The sequence below is a fragment of the Glycomyces lechevalierae genome (assembly GCF_027622945.1).
Lineage (GTDB): Bacteria > Actinomycetota > Actinomycetes > Mycobacteriales > Micromonosporaceae > Glycomyces > Glycomyces rutgersensis.
In genome coordinates this window covers 304,915-328,698 of the sequence record NZ_JAPZVQ010000002.1, presented here as the reverse complement: position 1 = coordinate 328,698, position 23,784 = coordinate 304,915, and the positions used below count along the sequence as shown (strand labels likewise).

At 71.0% G+C, this 23,784-nt stretch carries 24 protein-coding genes; 16 read left to right on the top strand and 8 right to left on the bottom strand.

Annotation, left to right across the window (positions count from 1 at the left end; all coding sequences use genetic code 11):
- Positions 1-13: 13 nt before the first annotated feature.
- The 3 genes from O2L01_RS05210 to O2L01_RS05200 all read left to right on the top strand — a co-directional run bounded on the left by O2L01_RS05210 (position 14) and on the right by O2L01_RS05200 (position 3,295).
- Entirely contained in the window at positions 14-892 is an 879-nt protein-coding gene (locus tag O2L01_RS05210) for an HAD family hydrolase (RefSeq protein WP_270120818.1), read from the top strand.
- A gap of 166 nt (positions 893-1,058) precedes the next feature.
- Positions 1,059-1,886 (top strand): HAD family hydrolase, encoded by an 828-nt coding sequence (locus O2L01_RS05205; protein WP_270120817.1) that lies wholly within the window; start codon positions 1,059-1,061, stop codon positions 1,884-1,886.
- A 182-nt stretch (positions 1,887-2,068) separates the two neighbouring features.
- The gene (locus tag O2L01_RS05200) at positions 2,069-3,295 is read left to right on the top strand and encodes a cytochrome P450 (protein WP_270120816.1); all 1,227 of its coding nucleotides are present in this window, start codon (positions 2,069-2,071) and stop codon (positions 3,293-3,295) included.
- A 122-nt stretch (positions 3,296-3,417) separates the two neighbouring features.
- On the opposite strand, the gene O2L01_RS05195 is transcribed toward O2L01_RS05200, so the two are convergent.
- Complete coding sequence (locus O2L01_RS05195) at positions 3,418-5,088, bottom strand: ABC-F family ATP-binding cassette domain-containing protein (protein ID WP_270120815.1); 1,671 nt, start codon at positions 5,086-5,088, stop codon at positions 3,418-3,420.
- 85 nt (positions 5,089-5,173) lie between these two features.
- Between O2L01_RS05195 and O2L01_RS05190 the strand changes: the two genes are divergently transcribed.
- Positions 5,174-5,329, top strand: a complete 156-nt coding sequence (locus O2L01_RS05190; protein WP_270120814.1) for a hypothetical protein — start codon at positions 5,174-5,176, stop codon at positions 5,327-5,329.
- A 15-nt stretch (positions 5,330-5,344) separates the two neighbouring features.
- Here the strand turns inward: O2L01_RS05190 and O2L01_RS05185 are convergent, their stop codons facing one another.
- On the bottom strand, positions 5,345-6,232 hold the full coding sequence (locus tag O2L01_RS05185; RefSeq protein WP_270120813.1) for an AraC family transcriptional regulator: 888 nt from the start codon (positions 6,230-6,232) through the stop codon (positions 5,345-5,347).
- Between the two features lie 140 nt (positions 6,233-6,372).
- On the opposite strand from O2L01_RS05185, the gene O2L01_RS05180 reads away from it, so the two are divergent.
- The 3 genes from O2L01_RS05180 to O2L01_RS05170 all read left to right on the top strand — a co-directional run bounded on the left by O2L01_RS05180 (position 6,373) and on the right by O2L01_RS05170 (position 8,505).
- The gene (locus O2L01_RS05180; protein ID WP_270120811.1) at positions 6,373-6,984 is read left to right on the top strand and encodes an NAD(P)H oxidoreductase; all 612 of its coding nucleotides are present in this window, start codon (positions 6,373-6,375) and stop codon (positions 6,982-6,984) included.
- A gap of 83 nt (positions 6,985-7,067) precedes the next feature.
- Positions 7,068-8,300, top strand: coding sequence for a cytochrome P450 (locus tag O2L01_RS05175; RefSeq protein WP_270120810.1), 1,233 nt, complete (start codon positions 7,068-7,070; stop codon positions 8,298-8,300).
- Positions 8,301-8,313: 13 nt separating this feature from the next.
- Positions 8,314-8,505, top strand: a complete 192-nt coding sequence (locus O2L01_RS05170) for a ferredoxin (protein ID WP_270120809.1) — start codon at positions 8,314-8,316, stop codon at positions 8,503-8,505.
- 49 nt (positions 8,506-8,554) lie between these two features.
- Here O2L01_RS05170 and O2L01_RS05165 read toward each other — a convergent pair whose 3' ends face one another.
- The gene (locus O2L01_RS05165; protein WP_270120808.1) at positions 8,555-9,256 is read right to left on the bottom strand and encodes an NAD(P)H oxidoreductase; all 702 of its coding nucleotides are present in this window, start codon (positions 9,254-9,256) and stop codon (positions 8,555-8,557) included.
- Between the two features lie 55 nt (positions 9,257-9,311).
- Between O2L01_RS05165 and O2L01_RS05160 the strand changes: the two genes are divergently transcribed.
- A complete protein-coding gene (locus O2L01_RS05160) occupies positions 9,312-10,247 on the top strand; it encodes an AraC family transcriptional regulator (RefSeq protein WP_270120807.1) in 936 nt (311 codons plus the stop codon).
- A gap of 88 nt (positions 10,248-10,335) precedes the next feature.
- Entirely contained in the window at positions 10,336-11,184 is an 849-nt protein-coding gene (locus tag O2L01_RS05155) for a hypothetical protein (protein WP_270120806.1), read from the top strand.
- Here the strand turns inward: O2L01_RS05155 and O2L01_RS05150 are convergent.
- A complete protein-coding gene (locus O2L01_RS05150; protein WP_270120805.1) occupies positions 11,181-12,110 on the bottom strand; it encodes an SAM-dependent methyltransferase in 930 nt (309 codons plus the stop codon). The two genes, O2L01_RS05155 and O2L01_RS05150, sit on opposite strands and share 4 nt — an antisense overlap.
- 126 nt (positions 12,111-12,236) lie before the next feature.
- Here O2L01_RS05150 and O2L01_RS05145 point away from each other — a divergent pair, with 126 nt between their 5' ends.
- From O2L01_RS05145 to O2L01_RS05115, 7 genes are all read left to right on the top strand, one after another.
- On the top strand, positions 12,237-13,139 hold the full coding sequence (locus O2L01_RS05145) for a Rossmann-like and DUF2520 domain-containing protein (RefSeq protein WP_344469305.1): 903 nt from the start codon (positions 12,237-12,239) through the stop codon (positions 13,137-13,139).
- Positions 13,136-13,978 carry a pantoate--beta-alanine ligase gene (panC, locus tag O2L01_RS05140; protein WP_270120803.1) on the top strand — a complete coding sequence of 281 codons (843 nt, stop codon included), beginning with the start codon at positions 13,136-13,138 and terminating at the stop codon, positions 13,976-13,978. Before O2L01_RS05145 ends, panC begins: the two co-directional genes overlap by 4 nt.
- Positions 13,975-14,397 (top strand): aspartate 1-decarboxylase, encoded by a 423-nt coding sequence (gene panD, locus O2L01_RS05135; protein WP_270120802.1) that lies wholly within the window; start codon positions 13,975-13,977, stop codon positions 14,395-14,397. Before panC ends, panD begins: the two co-directional genes overlap by 4 nt.
- An 11-nt stretch (positions 14,398-14,408) precedes the next feature.
- Positions 14,409-15,896: a S10 family peptidase gene (locus O2L01_RS05130; RefSeq protein ID WP_270120801.1), complete on the top strand. Its 1,488-nt coding sequence runs from the start codon at positions 14,409-14,411 to the stop codon at positions 15,894-15,896.
- Between the two features lie 631 nt (positions 15,897-16,527).
- A complete protein-coding gene (locus O2L01_RS05125; RefSeq protein ID WP_344469257.1) occupies positions 16,528-18,183 on the top strand; it encodes an L-aspartate oxidase in 1,656 nt (551 codons plus the stop codon).
- Positions 18,180-19,079: a carboxylating nicotinate-nucleotide diphosphorylase gene (gene nadC, locus O2L01_RS05120; RefSeq protein WP_270120797.1), complete on the top strand. Its 900-nt coding sequence runs from the start codon at positions 18,180-18,182 to the stop codon at positions 19,077-19,079. The genes O2L01_RS05125 and nadC overlap by 4 nt, the downstream gene beginning before the upstream one ends.
- 2 nt (positions 19,080-19,081) lie before the next feature.
- On the top strand, positions 19,082-19,843 hold the full coding sequence (locus O2L01_RS05115) for a type III pantothenate kinase (protein WP_270120796.1): 762 nt from the start codon (positions 19,082-19,084) through the stop codon (positions 19,841-19,843).
- A gap of 3 nt (positions 19,844-19,846) precedes the next feature.
- On the opposite strand, the gene O2L01_RS05110 is transcribed toward O2L01_RS05115, so the two are convergent.
- The 4 genes from O2L01_RS05110 to O2L01_RS05095 are packed head-to-tail and all read right to left on the bottom strand — an operon-like array spanning position 19,847 to position 23,749.
- Complete coding sequence (locus tag O2L01_RS05110) at positions 19,847-20,293, bottom strand: ASCH domain-containing protein (RefSeq protein WP_270120794.1); 447 nt, start codon at positions 20,291-20,293, stop codon at positions 19,847-19,849.
- Positions 20,294-20,316: 23 nt separating this feature from the next.
- The gene (locus O2L01_RS05105; RefSeq protein ID WP_270120793.1) at positions 20,317-21,249 is read right to left on the bottom strand and encodes a 4-(cytidine 5'-diphospho)-2-C-methyl-D-erythritol kinase; all 933 of its coding nucleotides are present in this window, start codon (positions 21,247-21,249) and stop codon (positions 20,317-20,319) included.
- Positions 21,249-22,118: a 16S rRNA (adenine(1518)-N(6)/adenine(1519)-N(6))-dimethyltransferase RsmA gene (gene rsmA / locus O2L01_RS05100; RefSeq protein ID WP_270120792.1), complete on the bottom strand. Its 870-nt coding sequence runs from the start codon at positions 22,116-22,118 to the stop codon at positions 21,249-21,251. The genes O2L01_RS05105 and rsmA overlap by 1 nt, the downstream gene beginning before the upstream one ends.
- Positions 22,118-23,749, bottom strand: coding sequence for a peptide chain release factor 3 (locus O2L01_RS05095; protein WP_270120791.1), 1,632 nt, complete (start codon positions 23,747-23,749; stop codon positions 22,118-22,120). Before O2L01_RS05095 ends, rsmA begins: the two co-directional genes overlap by 1 nt.
- Positions 23,750-23,784 lie beyond the last annotated feature (35 nt).

The window sequence follows — 23,784 nt, the reverse complement described above, 5'->3', positions numbered from 1 at the left end:
TTACCGTGGAGACGTGCCACACTCCGCCCCGACACCCGAAGCCCCGACACCCGCGATCCCGGCCCCGCCCCGCCAGACGCCACCGAAGCTCGTCGCCGTCGACATCGACGGCACGGTCGTGGACTACCACGACCGGCAGGCGACCGTCCCCAGCCGCGCCGTGATCGACGCCCTCCAGGCCGTCCGGGACGCGGGCGTGCCCGTCGCGCTCGTCACCGGCCGCGCCATCTGGGGCGCCGTGCGCACCGCCGAGGACCTCGGGCTCGACGAGGGCTTCGCCTCCGCTTCGCACGGCGCCGGCGAGTACGACCTCGGGGCCCGCGCGATCTCCCACCAGCACACTGTGGACGCCGCGACCGCGGTCGAAGCGCTCGTCGCCTCGGACCCGAGCGTCGAGTTCGCGGTCGAATGGGACCTCGACGGCTGGCACCACACCAAGGGCTTCCGCCGCGACTTCCCGGCCCGCTGGGCCCGGGAGATCACCATCGACGAGCTCGTCTCGCGCCCGGCCCCGCGCCTGGTCGCCCGCGTCGACTCGACCAACCGGTACGGCGGTGCGCAGCGCTGCCCGCAGGCGATGCGCCTGGCCGCCGGCGCGGCCCTCGACGCCGCCGACTACCACGTGGAGGTCGGCTACAACGGCTGGGTCGACATCGGACCGCCCGGCATCAGCAAGGCCACCGGCATCGCCCGTATCGCGGCCCATTACGGCGTATCATCGTCCGACACCGTCGTCTTCGGCGACGCCCACAACGACCTCACGATGTTCGCGTGGGCGGGCTGGTCCGTGGCGATGGGCCAGGCGGCCCCCGAAGTGCGGGCCGCGGCGGACGAGGTCGCCCCCTCGGTGTGGGAGGACGGGGTGGCGAAGGTGCTGGCGCGATGGTTCTGAGGACAGCGGCTCCGAAGGCGACGACGGCGGCCGCGAAGGCGCCGTCGCGGCAGGAGCCCAAGCGGGCCAATGGTTCTGCATGGACCGATGTGGCAGTGTTAGCGCACAGGCAAGGGTCCAACGGCACGGCGGCCGCGGATCGCAGCGAGACGACCAAGGAGGACACATGATCCAACTGGACCGGGCACCCCGACTCGTGGCGACGGACCTCGACGGCACCGTCGTCCGCTCCGACGAGACCGTCTCCCCGCGCACCATGGCCGCGCTCAAGCGCCTCGCCGCCGCGGGCGTCATCCTCGTCGGCGCCTCCGGCCGCGGGCCGCGCCTGATCGAGCTGTGCCGCAACGACCTCCCCTCCGCGGACTTCCTCGTGCTCGGGCAGGGCGCGTTCGTCTACGAATGCCGCTACGACGACACCGTCGTCCAGCTCGCCGACCGCTCCGTCGAAGGCGCCGTGCTCCTCGAAGCGCTCCGCCTCATCGAAGACGAGGTCGGCCCCGTGCGCGCCCTCGCCGAACCGGCCGACCCCGCCAAGCACATCACCGGCGACCCGATGCCCGACTGGCCCTGGACCGCCGTCACCCTCGACACCGCGCCGCGCGAGATCGCGTTCAACGGCGCGATGGTCAAGGGCTACTTCGTGTCCGACGAGTACACCGGCCCCGAACTGCTGGTCGCCGCGAAGGACGTCATCGACCCCTCGCTCGTCACCGTCACCGAGTCCGGCGTCGGGATGCTCGAGGTCTGCCCGGTCGGCGTCACCAAGGCCGCCGGGATCCAGGTCGTGCTCGACAAGTTCGGCATCGACTGGTCCGACGTGCTCGTCTTCGGCGACGCCACCAACGACCTGAGCATGATGGAGGCCGCCGGGCACTCCGTCGCGATGCCCAACGGCCACCCGTGGGTCCAGGCCGCCGCCACCGAGATCGCCCCCGCCGGCAACAACGACGACGGCGTCGCCCAGTACATCGAGGAGCTCCTCGAACTCCTGTAGTCGCGACCGTCGGTGTCGGGTTCCTGACAGGACCGTCGGCGGCTGTTGCGCGCCATCACGTTCCGCCCTAAGCTCCGATGTGGTGGGGACCACGAGGTCTAAGTCGACGGCGTGCTCCAAGCGACCCGCGCCGCGCACTCGGGCTTCGACGACCGTGCTGCCGCACCTCTCTGGGAGTTCCCATGTCCGTCGAAGGCACCACCCGTGACGACGCCGCCGAGGCCCTGCCCTACGGCATGCCGTACCAGCGCGAGACCCGCTACGACCCGCCGACCGGCCTCATGGACCTGCAGTCGAAACCGCTGCGGCCCATCAGGTACTACCCCGACGGCACCGAAGGCTGGCTCGTCACCGGCCACGCCGAGGGCCGCAAGGTCCTCGCCGACCCGCGCTTCGCCACCGGCGAGCGGTTCACCCACTCGCCCACCGAGCTCCCGCACGTGTTCGTCTCCATCTCCGAGCAGGTGCCGCCCGGGTTCTTCCTGTTCTTCGACCCGCCCGAGCACACCCGGCTGCGCCGCAAGGTGACCGGCGTGTTCACCGTCAAGCGCATGAAGGACCTCGAGCCGCGCATCGCCGACATCGTCGACGCGCAGATCGAAGCCCTGCGCGCGGCCGGGCCCGGCGCGGACCTCGTGCGCGAGTTCGCGCTCCCGGTGCCCTCGCTCGTGATCTGCGAGATGCTCGGCGTCCCCTACGACGACCGGGCCGCGTTCCAGGCGAACTCCGCGAACATGCTCGACCTCTCACTGTCCGTCGAGGACCGCAACAAGGCCATGGCCGAACTGTTCGGCTACCTCATGCAGCTCGTCCCCGCGAAGCGCGCCGATCCGGGCGACGACATGCTCAGCGTGCTCGCCGCCGACCCGGAGATCCACGACGTCGAGGCCGCCGGGATCGGCCTGATCCTGCTGGTCGCCGGGCACGAGACCACCGCGAACATGCTCGCGCTGGGCACGTTCGCGCTCCTCGAGCACCCCGACCAGATGGCGAAGCTGCGGGACGCGCCCAAGCTGATGCCCGCCGCCGTCGAGGAGCTGCTGCGCTACCTCACGGTGGCGCACAACGGGATCATGCGCATCGCCAAGGAGGACGCCGAGATCGACGGGCAGCTCATCAAGGCCGGGCAGCACGTCACCGTGGTCCTCCAGGCCGCCAACCGCGACCCGCACAAGTACGAGCGGCCCGGGGAGCTCGACCTCGACCGGGACGCTCAGGGCCACATGGCCTTCGGGCACGGCGTGCACCAGTGCGTGGGCCAGCAGCTCGCGCGCGTGGAGATGCGCATCGGCTTCGCCAAGCTCTTCGAGGCCTTCCCCGACCTGCGGCTGGCCGTGCCGTCCGAGGAGATCCCGATGCGCAGCGACATGGCCGTCTACGGCGTCCACACGCTGCCCGTCGAGTGGTGATCCGTCCCGCCTGACCGTCCCCCCAAACCCCCTGCGACACAACGCTGCCCAGGGCATCGTCGTTCAGGGGCACAGACGCGCGGCCGGGACGCCGTTCCACCAGCGGGGTCCCGGCCGCGCCCTCAGCGCACGTCCCAGACCGGCTCGTCCGACTCGACCACTTCGCCGTCGTTCTGGAACACCACGAAGCGGTCGAAGCCGCGCGTGAACCAGCGGTCGTGCGTCACCGCGATGACGGTGCCGTCGAAGGCCTTCAGGCCCTGCTCGAGGGCTTCGGCGGAGGCCAGGTCGAGGTTGTCCGTGGGCTCATCGAGGAGCAGGCAGGTCGCGCCCGAGAGCTCCAGCATCAGCACCATGAACCGCGCCTGCTGCCCGCCCGAGAGCGTCTTGAAGTCCTGTTCGGACTGTCCGGTGAGTTCGTAGCGGTTGAGGGCGCTCATCGCCTTCGATCGGTCGAGCGAGGGCCGGTCCTCGTCGCCCTCCCACAGGATCTCGCGCAGCGTGCGTCCGTCGAACTCCGGATGCTCGTGCGTCTGCGAGAAGTGCCCGGGGTAGACGCGGGCGCCGAGCCGCGCGACCCCGCTGTGCCGCACCGGATCGAGGCGGCGCTTCGCAGCGAGCCCGGCCTCCGGGTCCGAACCGCCATGCGCGAGCAGACGCAGGAAGTGGCTCTTGCCGGTCCCGTTGGCGCCCAGGACCGCCACGCGGTCGCCGTACCAGACCTCAAGGTCGAACGGGAACGTCAGGTCCTCCAGCTCGAGCTGCTCGCAGATCACCGCCCGCTTGCCGGTGCGCCCGCCTTCGAGCTTCACGCGGATGTCCTGGTCGCGCGGCGGCGAGGGCGGCGGCCCGGCCTCCTCGAACTTGCGCAGGCGCGTCTGCGCCGCCCGGTACCGCGAGGCCATGTCCGCGTTGTACGCGGCCTTGTTCTTGTACATGAGCATGAGCTCTTTGAGCTTCTTGTGCTCCTCGTCCCAGCGGCGCCGCAGCTCCTCGAAGCGCTCGTGCCGCGAGGCGCGGGCCTCGTGCCAGGTCGCGAACCCGCCGCCGTGCGTCCAGGTCGTGCCGGCCTCGAGCGTCACGATCGCGTTCGCGGCGTTCGCCAGCACCTCGCGGTCGTGCGAGACGAACAGGATCGACTTCGCCGACTCCCGGATCGCCTGCTCCAGTTCGCGTTTGGCCGGCACGTCGAGGAAGTTGTCCGGCTCGTCGAGCACCAGCACCTCGTCGCGGCCCTGCAGCAGCAGCTGCAGCGCGAACCGCTTCTGCTCCCCGCCCGAAAGCGTCCTGAGCGGACGGTTTTTCACCGCTTCCCAAGGGCTGCCGAGGATCGCGACCGCGACCGTGTCGCACAACACGTCGAACTCGTAGCCGCCCGCCTCGCCCCAGTCGGCCAGGGCCTGGGCGTACGCGAGCTGGTCCTTCTCTGAGGTGCCGTCTTGAACAGTGCCGTCGACGGCTGTGCCGATGCGCGCTTCCGCCTTGGCGAGCCGCGCCGCGACGGCCTTCACGGGCGGTGGGGCGAGGTCGACGGCGAGGTGCCGCAGCGGCCGTTCGCCTTCGCGCATCCCGACGAGCTGGCGCATGACGCCGAGACCGCCCGAATGGGCGACGGTGCCCGCGTCCGGTGCGATTGCGCCCGTGAGGATGTTGAGGAGCGTGGTCTTCCCGGCCCCGTTCGCTCCGATGAGCGCGACTTTCGCGCCTTCGCCGACACGGAACGACACCTCGTCGAACAACGTGGTGCCGTCGTTCAGGCCGTACCGCACGCCGGAGAGGTCCACGAATCCCATGACCTGATTCTGTGCGGCCAAGCGCACGGCGTCAAAGTCATTTGCCGTGTTGGATTCACTGGGGTCCACTGCCTACGCTGGACGCATGAACGACACCCCTGACCGGAACGAGCCCGGGCGGCAGCGCAGGCGCTTCTGGCGCCCGAGCTCGGCGAGCGAATGGGTCGAGATGGCGATCTACGTCTTCTTCGCCCTCATCGCCCTGCTGGCCGCGATCGGCTGGCTCGTGGCGGAAACGTGATGAGCCTCGATGTGTTCAGACGCGCCGCGCGCGGTAGGCGCGGGGGCTCAGGCCCCGGTGGCGTTTGAACGCGGTGGAGAACGCGAAGGGGTCGCGGTAGCCGACCGCGGCGGCCGCCTCGGCCACCCCGACCGCAGGGTCCGCGAGGAGGTCGGAGGCGAGCTCCATGCGGCGCTCGGCGACGTACCGCAGGGGCGGGCGCGCCATGACTTCGGTGAACCGCTTGGCGAAGTGCGCGCGTGAGACGTGGGCGCGGGCCGCGAGCGCCTCGACGGTCCAAGGCCGTGCGGGGTGGCGGTGGATCGCCTCGAGCGCGGGGCCGGTGACGGGGTCGAGCGCGCCCAGGTACCAGTCGGGGGCGTCGGCCTCCTGGCGTTCGAACCAGCAGCCGAGGGTGCAGACGAGGCCCCAGTCGAGGATGCGGTCGAGCATCGCCTGACCGCCGGGCGTGCGGGTACGGGCGAGGGCGTCGCGCATGGAGTGCAGCCAGAGCACGTCGTCGACCTCTTCGTGGAGGACGAGCGCTTCGGGGAGCGCGCGCAGGAGCCGCTGATGGCGGGCGCTCGCGGGCCGGTAGGTCCCGGCGATGAGCACGTCCCGGTCCCCTTGCGGCACTGCCGCTGTGGGCACGGCGTCGATCGGCGGGGCCGGGATCGGGCGGTCCAGTGTGGCCCGGTCGTCGACGAGGTCGAAGGGCGCCTGGACGATCGCGGTCGAGCCCGCGGTGAGCCGGTGGGTGGTGCCGTCGCGGAGGACGAGTTCGGCGTGACCGGCGACGGCGGTGACCATGGTGAGCGGCGCGTCGCCGGTGAAGGCGAGCCGCCACGGCGGGTCGAGCGCGGCCTGATGCACCGAGGCGCCTTCGGCGCGGATGTCGGCGAGCATGTCGCTGAGCGGGTCCATGCCGCGATGGTAGACGATCGCGAAGGTTTTCCCGTCTTTCAGCCATGGGACGTCCACGAGATCGGGGCTCTACTGAAGGGGCGCCGCCGCCGTGGCTTCGCCACCAGAAGGAGAGCGGCGGCCATCGGAAGGAGACCTGCATGGAAGCCCAGCCGACCGCGCTCGTCGTGTTCGCCCACCACCGCGCCGATTCCCTCACGGCCGCGCTCGCGCGCCGCGCGGCGGACCGCCTCGCGGCCGCCGGATACCGCGTCGATCTCCTTGACCTGCAACGGGAGGGGTTCGATCCGCGCGGTCGGGTCGAGGACGAGCCGGACTACGGGAACCGCGACAAGCGGTACTCCGACGAGGTGCACGTCCACGCCGACCGGCTGCTGGCCGCCGACCGGATCGCGGTGGTGTTCCCGGTGTGGTGGTTCGGGCTGCCCGCCTTGCTGAAAGGCTGGATCGACCGGGTGTGGAACTACGGACTGACGTACGGGCGGCGCGAGAAGCCCATGGCGGGCAAGCGGATCCTGTGGCTCGGCCTGGCCGGCCTCGCCGAGGACGACCCGGACTCGGCGCTCACGCGCGCCCTGCTCGGCGGGGCGCTGCGGCGCGGGATCGCCGAGTTCTGCGACATCACGGACGTGCACACCGAGGCGCTGTTCGACAGCGAGGCCAAGGGGCTCAACGGGATCGAGCGGGACCGCCACTACGCGGCGCTGCTGGCGCGGGCCGACGGGGCGGTGGACGAACTGCTCGCGGGGTGAGGCTTGCACGGCCACGTGTATACGTATAGCCTATATATACGTAGATCGTGCCAGCCGCGACCGGACACCACCGAGGAGACCGCATGTCAACACCCGACACGGCCGAAACCGAAGCGCCCTATGGCATCCCGCTCGAACGCGACCACCCGTTCGACCCGCCCGCCGCCGTCATGGCCCTGCACCGCGGGTCCGAGATGCGGCGAATGCGCTACTACCCGGAGGGCCGCCTGGGCTGGCTCGTCACCAGCCACCGCCTGGCCCGGAAGGTCCTGGCCGACACCCGGTTCAGCTCGACGCTCGGCGGCCCGGCGCAGGTGCCCATCCCCATGCCCGGCCTGGAGGCCTACCTCGACTTCGAAGGCGACTTCCCGCTCACCCCCGGCATGTTCATCGAGATGGACCCGCCCGACCACACCCGCCTGCGCCGCAAGCTCACCGGCGTGTTCACGGTCAAGCGCATGAAGCAGCTCGAACCGCGCATCGCCGCGCACGTCCAGGACCGCCTGGACGCGCTCGCGGCCGGGCCGAAGCCCGCCGACCTCGTGGCCGAGTTCGCGGTCCCCGTGCCCGCCATGATGATCTGCGAGCTCCTCGGCGTCCCCTACGACCAGCGGGAGCGGTTCGAGGCGGACAGTCGGGCGATCTTCACGACGGACGCGACCGGCGAGGGCAAGCAGGCCGCGATGCTGAACCTGTTCGCGTTCATCGGGGAGCTGGCCGCGGCCAAGCGGGCGAATCCCACGGACGACGTGCTCTCCGACCTCGCCGCCGACCCGGAGCTGCGCGATGAGGAGGTCGCGGGCATGGCGATCCTGCTGCTGGTCGCCGGCCACGAGACGACCGCGAAGATGCTCGGCCTGGGCACCATGGCGCTCTTGGAGAACCGCGACCAGTGGGAGCTGCTGCGGGCGCGGCCCGAGCTGATGGCGGGCGGCGTCGAGGAGCTGCTGCGCTACCTCACCATCATCCACACCGGACTCATCCGGCAGGTGAAGGAGGACATGGAGTTCGAAGGGCACCAGATCAAGGCGCGCGAGTACGTCACGGTCTCGGTGCAGACCGCGAACCGGGACGAGGCGCACTTCATCGAGCCCGAGAAGCTGGACGTGACCGGGGACGCCAAGGGACACTTGACGTTCGGGCACGGCGTGCACCAGTGCCTGGGGCAGCAGCTCGCGCGCATGGAGATGCGCATCGCGTTCGCCGGGCTCATCGAGCGGTTCCCGGGCCTCCGGCTCGCCGTACCCGCCGCGGAGGTGCCGCTCGTGACCGGCGAGAGTTTCTACGGCGTCGCCGAACTGCCGGTGACCTGGTAGGTAAGGAGTCAAGGTGAGGATCATCGCCGACACGGAGGCGTGCGCGAGTTCCGGCATGTGCGCGCTGACCGCTCCCGAATACTTCGACCAGGACGACGAGGACGGCCGGGTCGTGCTCCTCGCCGAGGAGGCCGAAGACTGCGACGACGAGGTAGCAGACGCGGTGCGCCTGTGCCCGGCGAGCGCGCTGCGCCTGGAGTCCTGAGGCTGCGGCACCCGCTGCGCCGCAAGGCGACAGCGGGTGCCGTGCCGAGTCAGAGGCCCAGGAACTTCTCGAGGTGCTCCTCGGCCTGGCGGTCCATCCGCTCGTAGTGGGCGGTGCGCTCGGGGCCGGTGAGGGCCTCGCCCTTGGTGAGGTTCCCTTCGTCGTCGACGATCTGCGGCTCGCCCTCGGCGTCGAAGAGGACTTCGACGGCCGCCTCGGTGATGCCGGTGTAGAACGAGATGCCTGCGCGCAGCACGCGGTCGAGCGTCTCCTTCATCCAGGCCGCGAAGTCGTCCCCGTCGGGGGCGCCGGCGAGGCCGAGCCACAGCATCCGCTTCCCGGCGAGCCGCGGCTTGCTGCGGCCGTAGGCGAAGCCGTAGTTCCAGACGCGGTCGATCCATCCCTTGAGGAGCGCGGGCAGACTGTTCCAGTAGACGGGGAACACGGGCACGATCACGTCGGCGGCGAGCACGCGCGCCATGTGGGCCCGCGCCTCGGCGGAGTAGATCTTCTCGCGGTCGTCCCAGTCGGGCTGGTCGGCGGTGGTCATGCGCGGGTCGAAGCCCTCGGCTCGCAGGTCGAGCAGGTCGACGGCGTACCCGGCCTCCTTGAGCCGCGCGGCCACGACGTCCCCGACGTGCGCGGTGAGCGAGTCGGGGCGGTGGTGCGAGACGACGACGAGAGCGGTGCGTTCGGCCATGATGTCCTCCTGGCGTTGCGGTGTCTGGATCCAGTACAGCCGCGAACGCATGGACGCACGATGGCCAGGACGCTCCGATCCATGCGCGTGCGTCTACGATGGGGGCATGGACCCGCTCAGTGAACTCCTCAGTGGCATCCGCGCGGAAGGCGCGATCCTCAGCGACGCGATCCTCAAGGCGCCGTGGGTGGTCCGGTTCGACGACCGCGCCCCGCTGACGATGGTCACCGTGGCGCGCGGCGGCGGCGTCATCCTCCTCGCCGACGGCACCCAGGTGCCGGTGAAGGGCGGGCAGACCGCCGTGGTGAGCGGCGGGGAGCCGTTCCGGATGGCCGACGAGGCCGCGTCCGTCGACCGCCCGCACCTCGACTACTGGCTCACCTGCTTCGACCCCGAGGCGTGCGCGGAGGTCGCGCCGCCCCAGCCGCTCACCGGCGACGGCGAGGCCACGGCCCTGTTCGTGGGCGCCTACCGCGCCTCCTGCCGCCGCCACGAACGCCTCCTGCGCGCCCTCCCGCCCGTCCTCGTGATCGACGACGACGCCGAACTCTGCCTCTGGCTCGACTCCTCCGCGATCGACTTCGCCAGCCGCAAGCCCGGCACGCAGGCGTTCATCGACCGCCTCTTCGACTGGGGCCTCGTGTGCACCCTCCGCACCTGGTTCGACCAGCAGGGCCGCCAGGCGCCCGTCTGGTACCGCGGGTTCGCCGATCCTGTTGCGGGACCGGCACTCGAGGCCATCCACACCCGGCCCGGCAAGCCCTGGACGGTTGCGGACCTCGCGGGGGAAGCCGGGGTCTCGCGCGCCCTGCTCGCCAAGCGCTTCAACGAGATCATGGGCGAACCGCCGCTCACCTACCTCACCGAATGGCGCATGCAGCTCGCCGAAGACCTCCTCGCCGACCCCGATCGCACTGTGGCCCAAGTGGCCCGCGCCGTCGGCTACGCCGACCAGTTCGGCTTCAGCAACGCCTTCAAACGCCGGAAGGGCATGAGCCCCACCGAATACCGCAGGGCCGGGCCAGCCGCCATCTCCGTTTGATCACCGCCCCTTGTGATGTCGGATACCTGACACTCGACACGGTGCGTCGCTTCCAAGAATTCGGCACTGGTTTTCATAGCCTCAACATATGCCGAAGCTCCCCCATGAAGCACTGCATCAAGTGTTCCGCGAAAGCCCGAACCTGTTCGCCGACACCATCCAGCGGGTCTGCCAGGTCGACTTTCCAGAGATCGTCGAGGCTGAAGTCATCGACACCGACCTGACCGAGATCAAGCCGATCGTGCGCCATCCCGATACCGTGATCAAGGCGGAAACCTCCGACGGGCCGCAGATCCTGATCGTCGAGGCGCAGACCAAGGAAGAACCGTCGAAGATCCGAAGCTGGGCTTACTACCTCAGCTACCTCGAGAACAAGTACAAGATCCCGGCCACGCTGCTCATCACCACCCCGAGCGCGGCCACTGCGCGTTGGGCGCGCGGGCCGCTCCTCCTCGGCCCTCCAGGGTTCCCCAGCATGGAGGTGCGGCCGTTCGTGGCCGGGCCGGACAACGTCCCGTTCATCACCGATCTGGAGCAAGCGCTCGAAGACGTCGACTTCACGGTCCTCTCAACTCTCACCCACCGGCTCAATCCCGACATCGACAAAGCATTGAAGCCGCTTGCCGCCGCGATCGACACCCTCGGACCGGAGGCGAGCGCCATTTGGGCCGACCTCACCGAAGTGGGGCTCGAGGGTTGCGCACAAGATTTCTGGAGGAAGATAATGCAGACCATGCAGTACAAATTCGGCTCCCAGCTCGCCCAGCACTCCGTCGCTGAGGCCGAGGCGAGGATCATCCTGAAGTTCCTCGAGATGCGCGGCATCCCCGTCAGCGAGGGGGCGCGCCAGCGCATCGAGGACTGCACCGACCTCGAAATGCTCGAGGCCTGGGTGCTGCGGGCGCCTTCGGTGCAGACGGTAGAGGAGTTGTTCTAACTCCTGTCGGTGCGGAGCCACCAGTGCGCTCCTAGACCCGCCGGGTCCGTGAGTCGTGCCGAGGCGCTGGCTTTCGCCAGCGCCTCCGCGTACCCGACCGGGTCCACGAAGGCCAGGTGCAGGGGCGGCAGGGCCGCGTCGAGACCGAGCGCGAGCAGGGCATCCCGTTGGGGCTCAACGCGGTCGCAGGCGACCGCGTCCACGGCCACGTGCGCCGTGATGTCCGTGGTGCAGTCCGGGATCGGCGGCGTCTCTCGGCCGTCCTTGAAACCGGTCATCGTTCCCGCCTCCGGGCGGGCGTCCTTCATGTGGCCGTAGTCGATCGCCAGCGCCGTGCCCCGGCGCAAGCGCGCGGTCAGATTGCGCCACTCGGCGTCTCGGGGCCGCCCGATCTCGGCCCGCTCGCCGGGCGCCGCGATCGGCCACCACTCGGCCAGCCACGCGGCGTCCGCCGCGTCCACGGGATCGCCCAGGCGGGTCGCGCCTGCCCGGTCGACCTCCTCGTACCGGAGCCGCCCGTCCGCGTCGACCACGGCCACGTCGCACGGCACGTTGTCGAGCAGTTCGCAGGCGATCAAGAGCCCCTCGATCCCGGCGGGCGCCTCGGCGCGCCATTCGATGCGCTCGGCCAGGTGCGCGGGCTTGGGGCGCAGCTCGACCGCCACCAGTCGCACGCGCCCATCGAGCAGGCCCGCGAGGCGGTCCAAGAGCTCGCCGCCGCCCGCGCCCACGTCCACCACCGTGAAATGCTCGGGCCGGCCCAGGCGTGCGTCGACCTCGTCGGCGAGCCGCGCGATCGCCTCCGCGAACACCGGCGTCTGCGCGCTCGTCGCGAAATGGCGTCCCGGCAGCTCGCGGCGGTAGAACCCGCCCGGGCCGTACAAGGCCCGCGTCATCGCCGCCTGCCAACGCTCGAACCCCGTCATGGCCCCCGACCTTAGACCGCGAGTGAGAATTGCCACTCAGAGCCTCCCAGGCTGGCGTTGGCAATCCTGCGAAGCACAATTAACGCGTACGCAATGACCGGTACCTCTGAGGACTGGATCAGCATCATGGATCAGCAGCGCAGCGCAGCCCCGCAGCGGCCCGCCACCCGGCTCGCCGTAGGGGTCGTCTCCGCAGGCAGGGTCGGCTCCGTCGTCGGAGCGGCTCTCACCCGCGCCGGCCACCGGGTCGTCGCCGCTTCCGCTGTATCCGACGCCTCCCTCGCCCGCGCCGCCCGCCACCTGCCCGGCGCCGAGATCCTCCCCGCCCCTGACGTGGTCGCCGCCGCCGAGCTCGTGCTCATCGCCGTCCCGGACGACGCCATCGCGCCGCTCGTGGCCTCCCTGCCCGTCCGGCCCGGCCAGATCTGGGTCCACACCTCCGGCGCGCTCGGCGCGGACGTCCTGCGGCCGGTCCGCGACGCCGGCGCCCTCACCGTCGCCCTCGCGCCCGCGATGACCTTCACCGGCCGCGACGAGGACCTGGAACGCCTCGCCGGCATCTCCTGGGCGATCACGGGCGAGGCCGAGGCCCGCTTCGTCGGCGAAGCGCTCGTCCTCGAGATGGGCGGCGAACCCGAGCATGTGGACGAGGCCGACCGCGCCCGCTACCACGCCGCGCTCGTCTACGCCGCCAACCACTTGACGACCCTCGTCAACGACGCCGCCGAGCAGCTGCGCGCCATCGGCGTCGCGAACCCGCAGCGGCTGCTCTCCCCGCTCGTGTCCGCCTCGCTCGACAACGCGCTGCGCCACGGCGACGCCGGGCTCACCGGCCCCGTCTCGCGCGGCGACGCCGGCACGGTCGCCCGGCACCTCGACGCGCTGGCCGGGACGGGGATCGAAGAGGTCTACCGGACGATGGCCCGCCGCACCGCCGAGCGCGCCCTCGCGTCGGGCCGCCTCAAGAGCGAGGACGCCGAGGGGCTCCTGGAAGTCCTGGCCCACCCCTACAAGGAGGAAACGCCGTGACGGTGCTGGTCCACACCAAGGCCGACCTGGCGAAGGCCCGCGCGGCCCTGCCCGGGCGCGTCGCCGTCGTCCCGACGATGGGCGCGCTCCACGACGGGCACCGCGCGAACTTCAAGCGCGCCAAGGAGATCGCCGATTCGGTGGTCGTGACGGTGTTCGTGAACCCGCTGCAGTTCAGGCCGAACGAGGACTTGGACAAGTACCCGCGCACGCTCGACGCGGATCTGGCGATGTGCGAGGCCGAGGGCGTCGACCTCGTGTTCGCGCCCAGCGTCAACGAGATGTACCCGGACGGGCGCGACGGGCTCACCACCGTCCACGCCGGACCGGACGGCGAGATCCTCGAGGGCGCTTCGCGACCGGGGTTCTTCACCGGCGTGCTCACCGTCGTCTCGAAGCTCTTCCACCTGACCCGGCCGGACGCGGCCTGCTTCGGGGAGAAGGACTTCCAGCAGCTCGCGATGGTCCGCCGCATGGTGCGCGATCTCGACATGGGCATTGAGATCTGGGCCGTCCCCACGGACCGTGAACCCGACGGGCTCGCCCGCTCGAGCCGCAACGTGTTCCTCTCTGAGGCCGAACGCGCTGCCGCCCTTGCCATCCCGCGCGCCATCACGGCCGCGCAGGATTCACCCGACCCGCTCGCTGCGGCGCAGAGGACCCTCGCCGCCGAGCCCGGCCTGGATGTCGACTACGTCGTCGTCCGCGCCACCGACCTCGGCGAGGCCCCCGCACAGGGGCCCGCGAGGCTGCTCATCGCCGCCAAGGCGGGCACGACCCGCCTGATCGACAACGCCCATGTCTTTATTGGGCACAGTGTTATTGGAGACGCCCGATGATCCGGACCATGTTCAAGTCCAAGATCCACCGCGCCACCGTCACCCAGGCCGACCTCCACTATGTCGGCTCCGTGACCGTGGACGCGGACCTGCTCGACGCCGCCGATATCCTCGACGGCGAGATGGTCGCCATCGTCGACATCACCAACGGCGCCCGCCTCGAGACGTACACGATCGCCGGCGAGCGCGGCTCGGGCGTCATCGGCATCAACGGCGCTGCCGCCCGCCTCGTCCAACCCGGTGACCTCGTGATCCTCATCTCATACGCGCAGATGGAGGACGCCGAGGCGCGCGCGTTCACGCCCACCGTGGTCCACGTGAACGAGCGCAACGAGATCATCGAGGTCAACGCGGACAAGGCCCACCCCGCGCCCGGGACCGCGGGCAACCCTCTGGCGTCCCCACTAGCCGCGCGGTAAGTTGTGGTCTCATGAGCGACGAACCCAAGAAGGACGACGCCGACAACGGCGCCGTGAAGGACGAGGCGGGCAAGGCCGACAAGGCCGAACCCGCTGACGACCTGAAGACCACCCACCACACCCTCGGCGACCTCGCGTACTCCGCCACCACCGGGCGGGTCGTGCTCCGCGAGGAGATCACCGAGGACGACAAGTTCAACGGCCGCAAGCCCAAGGCCGAGGTCTCCATCACCTGGTACACCCTCGACGACGCCGACGTCACCGAACGCCCCGTCACGTTCGCGTTCAACGGCGGCCCCGGCTCCTCCTCGATCTGGCTGCACATGGGCCTCCTCGGCCCGCGCCGCGTCGACTCCGGCGACGCCGGGAACCTCACCCCGCCCCCGTACGGCCTCCTCGACAACGAGGAGACCCTCCTGCGCCACACCGACCTCGTGTTCATCGACCCCGTCTCGACCGGCTTCTCCCGCGCCGTCGAAGGCGAGAAGGCCAAGGACTACCACGGGTTCACCCGCGACATCGAGTCCGTCGGCGAGATCATCCGCCTCTGGACCACCCGCCACAACCGCTGGCTCTCCCCGAAGTTCCTCATCGGCGAGTCCTACGGCGGCACCCGCGGCGGCGCCCTCGCCGAATACCTCCAGAACCGCTTCGGGCTGTTCCTCAACGGCGTCATGTTCATCGCCCCCGCGTTCAACACCGAGACGCTGTACCACGCCAGCCGCTCCGAGCTGCCCGACCCGCTGTTCCTCCCCACGTACGCGGCCACCGCGCACTACCACGGGCTGCACCCGGACCGGAGCCTCGAGGAGGTCGTCGACGAGGCCCGCGCCTACGCCGACGAGTTCCGCGCCGTCCTCGCCAAGGGCCAGAACCTCGACCCCGAGGAGCGCGCCGCCGCCGTCGCCAAGGTCGCCTCGCTCGCCGGGGTGAGCGAGGACTACGTCGACCGCGCCAACCTGCGCCTCGAGCACACCCGGTACTACGCCGAGCTGCTGCGCCACAAGCGCCTGGTCACCGGCCGCCTCGACACCCGCTTCACCGGGCCCGCCGACCACTACACGCACGAGCGCATGCCGTACGACCCGTTCCTGGTCGGCACGGACGGCCCGTACACGGCCGCGCTCCAGTACTACCTGCGCTCCGAGCTCGAATACGAGAACGAGCACATCTACGAGCGGCTCTCGCGCGCCGTGCACCCGTGGTCGTACAAGGAGTTCGAGGGCGAGGCCGTCGACGTCATCGGCAAGCTCGGCAACGCCATGCGCCTCAACCCGTTCCTGCAGGTCCACATCGCGATGGGCCGCTACGACGGCGGCGTCCCGATCGAGGCGATCGAGTACACCCTCGACCACCTCGAGATCCCGCTCGCCGACCGCGAGCGTATCGAGACGAAGACCTACCCCGCCGGCCACATGATGTACGTCCACGAGGAGTCGCGCGTCCAGCAGTCCGCCGACCTCGCCGACTTCATCCGACGCGCAGCGAGGATGAACTGATGTACAGGATCCGACGCGCAGCGAGGATGAACTTATGTCCAGCATCCGACGTTCGACGAACCGGGGCTAGCGCCAGCATGCACGCGTATCCGGGCCCGGCAGGAGTCGTCAGCGACTCCGGCCGGGCCCGGCCGCGCGCGAACACCGGCGAGGCCGCGCAGCCCGCCCGCCGACCCGCCTCCACGGTCCGCCGCGACCGCCCGCTTCAGCTCCGCTTCAGGTTGGTCCCGCTAGCGTTGCAACCGGGGGCCCTTTCCCAGCGGCACGGCGGGCTACCGGTGTGCCCCGGTTTCGGAGCCGCTTCCGCTCGCATCGCGCTGCGCGAGCGCAGCCGCGCGCATGTCTCACACCGCCCCGATCGCCCGCTTCAGCTCCGCTTCAGGTTGGTCCCGCTAGCGTTGCAACCGGGGGCCCTTTCCCAGCGGCACGGCGGGCTACCGGCGTGCCCCGAGATCGGCGCCGTCCGCGTCCCAGATGCGGGACGCACGCCACACCTGGTTGGCACCCACCGTGCCTACAGGGGCACAGTTGAGCCGTCCGCCGTGCCCATCGGCGGCGCACCCATCGAACGGGCACCCGGGCGACCGGGCGCCCACCGCTAGAAGGGCAACGGCACGTGCCACCCGCGACCATGCCTCACTCAGTGCCACTGCCGGCCCTGCCGCGCCTCCCGCGCCGGCTGCGCGCCGCGGCCCCGTCCTGGACCGAGACCACCGACGTGTGCGTCATCGGCTCCGGCGTCGCCGGGCTCACCTGCGCCCTCAACCTGCGCCGGGCCGGATTCCACGTCACCGTGGTCACCAAGGTCCGCATCGACGACGGCTCCACCCGCTGGGCCCAAGGCGGCGTCGCCGCCGTGCTCGACCCCGTCGACACCCCCGCGGCCCACGCCCGCGACACCCAGATCGCCGGCGTCGGCCTCTGCGACCCGGCCGCGGTCGACATCACCGTCACCGAAGGCCCCGCCCGCATCGCCGACCTCATCCACCTCGGCACCGAGTTCGACCGCGACCCGGACGGCTCACTCCAGCTCACCCGCGAAGGCGGCCACCGCGCCCGCCGCATCGTGCACGCCGGCGGCGACGCCACCGGCGCCGAGATCCAGCGCGCACTCCACGCCGCGGTCCTGCGCGACCCGTGGATCCGCATCATCGAGCACGCCATGGTCCTCGACCTGCTCACCGACGCCAAAGGGCACGCGGCCGGCGTCAGCCTCCACATCCTCGGCGAAGGCGTCGAGCACGGTGTGGGCGGCGTCGAGGCCCGCGCGGTCGTGCTCGCCACCGGCGGCCTCGGTCAGATCTTCCAGTCCACCACCAACCCCTCCGTGTCGATCGGCGACGGTGTGGCGCTGGCCCTCAGGGCCGGGGCGACCGTGACCGACCTCGAGTTCGTCCAGTTCCACCCCACCGCGTTGTACCTCGAAGGTATCGGGGGGGACCGACAACCCCTGATCACCGAGGCCATCCGCGGCGAGGGCGCCTACCTCCGCGACTACTCGGGGGACCGGTTCATGGTCGGCAGGCACGAGCTCGCCGAGCTCGCGCCCCGCGACGTCGTCGCCAAGGCCGCCACCGCCCGCATGAGCGCCGAAGGCAAGCCGCACGTCTGGCTCGACGCCCGCCACCTCGGCAAAGAGATGCTGGAGACGCGCTTCCCGACGGTCACCGCGTCCTGCCGCTCCCTCGGCATCGACCCGGTCGTCGACATGATCCCGGTCGCGCCCGCCGCCCACTTCTCCTCCGGCGGCGTGCGCACGGACCTGTTCGGCCGCACCAGCGTCCCCGGCCTGTACGCGGCCGGCGAGGCCGCCTGCACGGGCCTCCACGGCGCGAACCGCCTCGCCTCCAACTCGCTCCTCGAAGCGCTCGTGTTCGCCCAGCGCATCGCCGACGACCTCGCCGAGCACAAGCCCAGCCCCGGCGTCGCCGAGACGCCCGAGGGCGAAGGCGACGTCTGCTCCACGACCTCCCGCGCGCCGATCCAGGAGGCGATGACCGCCGGGGCCGGCGTACTGCGCTCCGAAGCGTCACTGGAGGGCACCGCTGCGTCGCTGACAGCTTTGGGGGACAATGTGTCTGGTCGTCCTCGACCGGCCACATGGGAGGCCACGAACCTCCTCACGGTCGCCACCGCCGTCACCGCCGCCGCCCACCGCCGGCGCGAGACCCGGGGCAGCCACTGGCGCGAGGACCACCCCGAGGCCGAAGCCGACTGGCTCGGCCACCTCAGCCTCTCCATCAGCTCCGACGGGGAGCTCGACACCACTTGGGAGCCCATCGCATGAGCCGATTCGCCGAAGCGCCCGGCGGGGCCGGACTGGACGAGCGCCTGCTCGCCCTCCGCCTCGACCCTGAAGACGTGTACGTCGCCGTCCAGGACTACCTCGACGAGGACCTCTCGCACGCCCGCCGCGACGTCACCTCCGAATCGATCTTCGGACCCGAGCACAAGTCCACTGTGGCCGTCACGGCGCGCGCCGACGGGCTCCTCGCGGGCCTCCCGGTCGCGCACGCGGTCTTCCACGCCATGCCCGGCGACATCGAGTTCACCTACCTCGCCAAAGAAGGCGCGCGCATCCGCGCCGGCCAGGTCCTCGCCCGCGTCTCCGGCCCGACCCGCTCGCTCCTCGCGGCCGAGCGCACCGCGCTGAACCTGCTGTGCCGCATGTGCGGCATCGCCACCCACACCCGCCGCTTCGCGGACGCGCTCGCCGACTGGCACACGACCGTCCTCGACACCCGCAAGACCACTCCGGGCCTGCGCGCCCTGGAGAAGTACGCGGTGCGCGCCGGCGGCGGCGACAACAAGCGCATGGGCCTGTACGACGTGGCGATGATCAAGGACAACCACAAGGAGGCCGCCGGCTCGATCTCCGAGGCCTTCGCCGCCGTCCGCTCCGCCGAGCCCGAGATCGACATCCAGGTCGAGGTCGAGACCCTCGACGAGGCGCTGGAGGCCGTCGCCGCCGGGGCCGTGTTCCTCCTGTGCGACAACATGAGCCCGAAGGAACTGGCCGAAGTGGTCGAGTCGGTGGGGGACCGGGCCGAGCTGGAGGCCACCGGGCGGATCAACCTCGACTCCGTGGTCGACTACGCCGCCACCGGCGTCGACTACATCTCGGTCGGCGCGCTCACCCACTCCTCGCCCATTCTGGACATCGGACTGGACTTCGAGGAGTAGTCGTGCTGCTGTGCGTCGACATCGGTAACACCAACACGGTGCTCGCCGTGTTCGAGGGCGAGACCCTGAAGCACTCGTGGCGGATCCGCACCGATCCGCACGCCACCGCCGACGAGCTGGGGCTCACCTTCCGGGCCCTCCTCGACGGCGACGGCGTCGACCTCACCGGGATCGCGCTGTCCTCCACCGTGCCCCAGCAGGGCGCGGAGGTCGCGAAGATGGTGCAGCGGTACTACCCGCACGCGCACCTCGTGCAGATCGCGCCGGGCATCAAGACCGGTGTGCGCCTGAGCATCGACAACCCGCGCGAGGCCGGCCCCGACCGCATCGCGAACACGCACGCGGCCTTCCACCTCTACGGCGGGCCGTGCATCACCGTGGACTTCGGGACCTCGACGAACATCGACGTCATCTCCGCCACGGGCGACTTCCTCGGCGGCGCCTTCGCTCCGGGCATCGAGATCTCCATCGACGCCCTCGCCTCACGCGCCGCGAACCTCCTCAAGATCCCGCTCGTCAAGCCGCGCAGCGTGATCGGCAAGAACACCGTCGAGTGCCTCCAGTCCGGCATGGTCTACGGCACCGCCGCCCAGGTCGACGGCCTCGTCCGCCGCATCACCGAGGAGCTCGGCACCACCCCGACCGCCGTGGTCGCCACCGGCGGCCTCGCCCCGGTCGTGATCGAGCAGTGCGAGACGGTCACCCACTACGAACCGAACCTCACCCTGCACGGCCTCAGAATGATCTGGGACCGCAACGTCTAGACCTCAGCGCAGGTCGGCCACCAGGCGGAACCGCTGCAGCACCGCCAAGGTCGCGTCGTCCACAGTGAACGACGGGTCGTCCATCGCCTCGCGCATCTCCGCGCTGTGCCAGAACGACTCGTGGTCCTCGCGCCACGCGGCGATGGTGCGGTGGCCCTCGCCCTCGTCGACGGCATGGGCGAGATCGACCATTGCCAGCGGCACGACGCGCACCTCCGTGGTCTCGATGACGGCGACGGGCCGGTCGTCGGAGTCGACGACGACCGCCCGCTCGCCGGCCTCGGGCAGCGCCTCGCCCTCGTGCTCGTAGTCGGCCACCAAGCCGGTCGTGGAGGTCTTGGCGCCGTTCAGGATCGCCGCCACCAACTGGTCGCGCAGCGGGCCCGGGAACGCGAACTCCGACTTCGGCAGTGCGGCGATCTCGGCGGCGGTGGGACGGTCGTTCGACATGCCGCCCACCGTAACCCGTTCCGTCAGGCGGCCGGTCCCGGCACCGGGCCATGGGCGAGGTGGACGCTGCGCGCGCCGCCCCTCATGCGGATGCGCCGGGCGAGGGCGACCGCGTGCTTCACGTCCGTGGCCAGGAACAGGACCGTGGGACCCGAGCCGGACACGTGCGCGGCGAGGGCGCCCTCTTCGAGGCCGCCGTGCATGAGCGAGGCCAGTTGCGGGCGGAGGCTCACCGCGGCGGCCTCCATGTCGTTGATGAGGAGCCGCGCGAGGTTGTCGGCGCTCGCGCCGCCCTCGAAGGCCCGCACGATCGGGTCCACATCGGAGGAGTAGCGGCCGATGCCGTCCTCGCGGAGCCGGTCGACCTCTTTGTAGCACTCGGGCGTCGAGATCTGCGTGTCCGTCGTGGCCACGATCCAGTGCCAGGTCCCCTTGGCCTCCACCGGGGTCACCTCCTCGCCGCGGCCCCTGCCGATGGCCGTGCCGCCCTTGAGGCAGAACGGGACGTCGGAGCCGAGGCCCGCCGCGAGGCGGTGGAGTTCGGCGTCGCCGATCTCGACCTCCCACAGGCGCGAGCAGGCGATGAGCGCCCCGGCCGCGTCGGCCGAGCCGCCGGCGAGGCCGCCGGCGACGGGGATGCGCTTGTTCAAGTGCAGCTTGACGTCCGGTTCGATCCCGGCGTACAGGGCCACGAGCTTCGCGGCCTTGTGGGCGAGGTTCGACTCGTCGGTGGGCAGCGTCCCCGCGCCCTCCCCGGAGACGGTGATCTCGATGCCCGGCTCACCGCGCCGCTCGGCGGTCACGGTGTCGTGCAGGCTGATCGCCTGGTACACGGTGGACAGTGCGTGGTAGCCGTCCGCCCGGGCGTCCCCCACGCCGAGGTGCGGGTTGATCTTGGCGGGCACGTCGACGCTGATCTGGGCGCCGGGTTGGGCGGGCGCGGTCTGTCCGGACATTAGGCCTCCTGCGGTCGCGGGTCGCTCGCGCCTACGGCCTCTCTGGCGTCGGCGAGGGCGATGAACTCCGCTATGTCCAACGATTCACCCCGCCGGGTGGGTTCGATCCCCGCCCGATCGAGCACGGCGTCCACGTCGGCCCCGGCCCAGGCCTTGAGCGACTGGCGCAGCATCTTGCGCCGCTGCCCGAACGCGGCGTCCACCGCGCCGAAGACCTCGACCCGGTTCGCCTGCGGGCTCTCGATGCGCTCGAACGCGACGAGGCCGCTCGCGACGTTCGGGACCGGCCAGAACACGTTGGGCGACACCGAGCCGGCGCGACGCGCCTTCGCGTACCAGGCCATCTTGACGCTCGGGGCGCCGTAGATCTTCGAGCCCGGCCCGGCCGTGAGCCGGTCGCCGACCTCGGCCTGGACCATCACGAGGCCCTTCTGGAGGCTCGGGAACGTCTCCAGGGCGTGCAGGACCACCGGCACGGCCACGTTGTACGGCAGGTTCGCCACGAGCGCCGTGGGCGGCTCGGGCATCTGCTCGGGCTTGATGCGGGCGGCGTCCGTCTCGACCACGGTGAGCCGCTCGTGCTCCTGCGGCGCGCGGTGCTCCACCGTGGTCGGCAGGGCGAGCGCCAGCTTCGGGTCGATCTCGACGGCGATCACGCGCTTCGCGATCTCGATGAGCGCCAGCGTGAGCGAGCCGAGCCCGGGGCCGACCTCCATCACGACGTCCTCGGCGTCGAGCTTCGCGACGTTCGCGATGCGCCGCACCGTGTTCGCGTCGACGACGAAGTTCTGGCCCCACTTCTTCGTCGGCGTGATCTGCAGGCCGCGCGAGAGCGACCGGATGTCGCCCGAGGTCAGCAGACGCGCCATCAGCCCTGGCCCCCGGCCAGCAGCGGCTCGAGGACGAGCCCGGGGTAGTCGTTCACGATCGTCTGGATCCGGTACTTGTTCGGCAGCGCCACCAGGTGCGCGCCGTCCCGCGGCCGCGTGAACACCTCCACGCCCGGCGCGGTGCGCAGGCGCTGCGCGCCTTCGGCATCGGTGAGCCGCGCGAGCTGGAACGGCAGGTGGTCGATCGTCGCCGGCACGTCGAACTCGGCCTGCAGCCGCGCCACCGTCACCTCGAACTGCAGCGGGCCCACGGCCGCGAGCACCGGCGTCGCCTCGCCACGCCGCTCGGAGTAGAGCACCTGGACGACGCCCTCGGCGTCGAGCTGCGCGATGCCGCGCCGGAACCGCTTCGCCTTCGACGTGTCGTGCATCTGCAGCGCCCCGAAGTGCTCGGGCGCGAACGCCGGCAGCGGCGGGTACTCGACGGCCCTGCCCGTGTAGATCGTGTCGCCCACCGACAGTCCGGTGGCGTTCACCAGGCCCACGATGTCGCCCGGCCAGGCCTCGTCCACGGTGTCCCGGGCCGAGCCGAACAGCGTCTGCGCGTACTTGGTGGACATGGTGCGCTTGCCCTGCGCCTGCGTGACCTGCATGCCGCGCTCGAAGCGGCCGGAGCAGACGCGGATGAACGCGAGCTGGTCGCGGTGCGAGGCGTTCATGTTCGCCTGCGACTTGAAGACGAACCCGGAGAAGCCGTCCTCCAGGTCACGCGGCTGGCCCTTGGCGTCGTCGCGCGAGAACGGCGACGGCGCGATGTCCACCAGCAGGTCGAGCAGCTGGCCCACACCGAAGTGGACGAGCGCCGCGCCGAACAGGGTCGGCGTGGTCTGCCCGGACTCGAACGTCTTCGGGTCGAAATCGGCCTCGACCTCCGACAGGAGCTCGGACTCCTCCTGGGCGCGTTCGTAATCGGGCCCGAACTGGGCGATCGCAGAGGCCTCGTCCAGGAACTCCGCCGTCGCGAGCTGCTGCCCGCCGGGCGAACGCTCATAGCGGACCATGCCCGGCACCTGCGGACCCGTGACCCGGCGGCCGTCCGCTTCCTCGCCGAACCCCACACGCTCGATGACGCCGCGGAACTCGCCGCCCACGCCCACCGGCCACGTCACGGGCGTCGGCTTGATGCCGATCCGCGTCTCGATCTCCTCGATCAGCTCGAGGGCGTCCTTCGCCGGGCGGTCCCACTTGTTGATGAACGTGATCACCGGGATGCGCCGGGCCCGGCACACCTCGAAGAGCTTGAGGGTCTGCGGCTCGAGGCCCTTCGCGGCGTCCAGCAGCATCACGGCCGCGTCCACGGCGGTGAGCACCCGGTACGTGTCCTCGGAGAAGTCGGCGTGACCCGGAGTGTCGAGGAGGTTCACGACGCAGCCGCGGTACTCGAACTGCAGCGCCGCCGAGGTGATCGAGATCCCGCGGTCCTGCTCCATCGACATCCAGTCGGAGACCACGCCCTTGCGGTCGCCCTTGCCGTGAACGGCGCCGGCCGACGAGATCGCCCGCCCGTACAGGGCCAGGGCCTCGGTGATCGTCGACTTGCCGGCGTCGGGGTGGGAGATCACCGCGAAGGTGCGGCGGCGCGCGGCCTCGGCCGCGATGTGGCTGGACATGGATTCCTCAAGATTTCGTAAGCGGGCCCGACCCT

What these genes read in the sequence shown, in the direction of transcription:
- O2L01_RS05205 (WP_270120817.1), top strand. Translation starts at nt 1,059, where the DNA reads ATGATCCAACTGGACCGGGCACCCCGACTCGTGGCGACGGACCTCGAC.
- O2L01_RS05200 (WP_270120816.1), top strand. Translation starts at nt 2,069, where the DNA reads ATGTCCGTCGAAGGCACCACCCGTGACGACGCCGCCGAGGCCCTGCCC.
- O2L01_RS05195 (WP_270120815.1), bottom strand. Translation starts at nt 5,088, where the DNA reads ATGGGATTCGTGGACCTCTCCGGCGTGCGGTACGGCCTGAACGACGGC.
- O2L01_RS05190 (WP_270120814.1), top strand. Translation starts at nt 5,174, where the DNA reads ATGAACGACACCCCTGACCGGAACGAGCCCGGGCGGCAGCGCAGGCGC.
- O2L01_RS05185 (WP_270120813.1), bottom strand. Translation starts at nt 6,232, where the DNA reads ATGGACCCGCTCAGCGACATGCTCGCCGACATCCGCGCCGAAGGCGCC.
- O2L01_RS05180 (WP_270120811.1), top strand. Translation starts at nt 6,373, where the DNA reads ATGGAAGCCCAGCCGACCGCGCTCGTCGTGTTCGCCCACCACCGCGCC.
- O2L01_RS05175 (WP_270120810.1), top strand. Translation starts at nt 7,068, where the DNA reads ATGTCAACACCCGACACGGCCGAAACCGAAGCGCCCTATGGCATCCCG.
- O2L01_RS05165 (WP_270120808.1), bottom strand. Translation starts at nt 9,256, where the DNA reads ATGCGTTCGCGGCTGTACTGGATCCAGACACCGCAACGCCAGGAGGAC.
- O2L01_RS05160 (WP_270120807.1), top strand. Translation starts at nt 9,312, where the DNA reads ATGGACCCGCTCAGTGAACTCCTCAGTGGCATCCGCGCGGAAGGCGCG.
- O2L01_RS05155 (WP_270120806.1), top strand. Translation starts at nt 10,336, where the DNA reads ATGCCGAAGCTCCCCCATGAAGCACTGCATCAAGTGTTCCGCGAAAGC.
- O2L01_RS05150 (WP_270120805.1), bottom strand. Translation starts at nt 12,110, where the DNA reads ATGACGGGGTTCGAGCGTTGGCAGGCGGCGATGACGCGGGCCTTGTAC.
- O2L01_RS05145 (WP_344469305.1), top strand. Translation starts at nt 12,237, where the DNA reads ATGGATCAGCAGCGCAGCGCAGCCCCGCAGCGGCCCGCCACCCGGCTC.
- panD (WP_270120802.1), top strand. Translation starts at nt 13,975, where the DNA reads ATGATCCGGACCATGTTCAAGTCCAAGATCCACCGCGCCACCGTCACC.
- O2L01_RS05130 (WP_270120801.1), top strand. Translation starts at nt 14,409, where the DNA reads ATGAGCGACGAACCCAAGAAGGACGACGCCGACAACGGCGCCGTGAAG.
- O2L01_RS05125 (WP_344469257.1), top strand. Translation starts at nt 16,528, where the DNA reads ATGCCTCACTCAGTGCCACTGCCGGCCCTGCCGCGCCTCCCGCGCCGG.
- nadC (WP_270120797.1), top strand. Translation starts at nt 18,180, where the DNA reads ATGAGCCGATTCGCCGAAGCGCCCGGCGGGGCCGGACTGGACGAGCGC.
- O2L01_RS05110 (WP_270120794.1), bottom strand. Translation starts at nt 20,293, where the DNA reads ATGTCGAACGACCGTCCCACCGCCGCCGAGATCGCCGCACTGCCGAAG.
- O2L01_RS05105 (WP_270120793.1), bottom strand. Translation starts at nt 21,249, where the DNA reads ATGTCCGGACAGACCGCGCCCGCCCAACCCGGCGCCCAGATCAGCGTC.
- rsmA (WP_270120792.1), bottom strand. Translation starts at nt 22,118, where the DNA reads ATGGCGCGTCTGCTGACCTCGGGCGACATCCGGTCGCTCTCGCGCGGC.
- O2L01_RS05095 (WP_270120791.1), bottom strand. Translation starts at nt 23,749, where the DNA reads ATGTCCAGCCACATCGCGGCCGAGGCCGCGCGCCGCCGCACCTTCGCG.